This window comes from Metamycoplasma equirhinis (genome assembly GCF_006385185.1).
GTDB classification, from domain to species: Bacteria; Bacillota_I; Bacilli_A; order Mycoplasmatales; family Metamycoplasmataceae; genus Metamycoplasma; species Metamycoplasma equirhinis.
In genome coordinates, this window is the sequence record NZ_VFIX01000051.1 from 1 (window position 1) to 528 (window position 528).

General features: G+C 64.4%; 1 protein-coding gene. It reads right to left on the reverse strand.

The window, feature by feature from the left end; translation table 4 throughout:
• Positions 1-3: 3 nt before the first annotated feature.
• Positions 4-528 (reverse strand): nucleotidyl transferase AbiEii/AbiGii toxin family protein (locus tag FJM08_RS08620; RefSeq protein ID WP_503465699.1); only part of this gene is annotated, 525 nt, incomplete at its 5' end.

Consider the following 528-nt stretch of genomic DNA (forward strand, 5'->3'; position numbering starts at 1 on the left):
CGCCTAGGCCGCAGGAGCGCGGCTCATAGGCACTCGATCGCGAGGAATGCGAGGGCGATTCCATTCGTCGTCTGATCGACACCCGCACCGCTGACGTTGACTATGGAACCGGGGTGGTCCCTGTGTTCTCCCGTGCGCCGCAGGCCGCGCCAGCACTCATCTTTTCGTCGCCCGATCAATCCGCGCAACGAATCGCTGCACTGCCTGGGCCGCCGCGTCGACCGTCCTGGCGAGTTCAAGGTGGTCAAGCCCCTCCAGCGCACCTGCATAGATCAGCGGCCAGTGCGGCAGCGTGGCGACTCTCGGTGGCCAAGGATGCTGGGCGCGCGCTTCGAATATCGCGATGCACGCGCTGCGCGTCGGCATGAGGTCGGCATCGAGCAACAGTCCTTCAAGAAGCTGCAAGTCCACCAGGTCGTGAGCGCGGTCGTTGACCTTCGGTTCTTCGAGCACGGCAGTTACTGCGTGCAGCTTCTGCGCGATTTGCCAGGGACTGGTCATGCAGGGTACGGCGACTGCTGCGGGTAC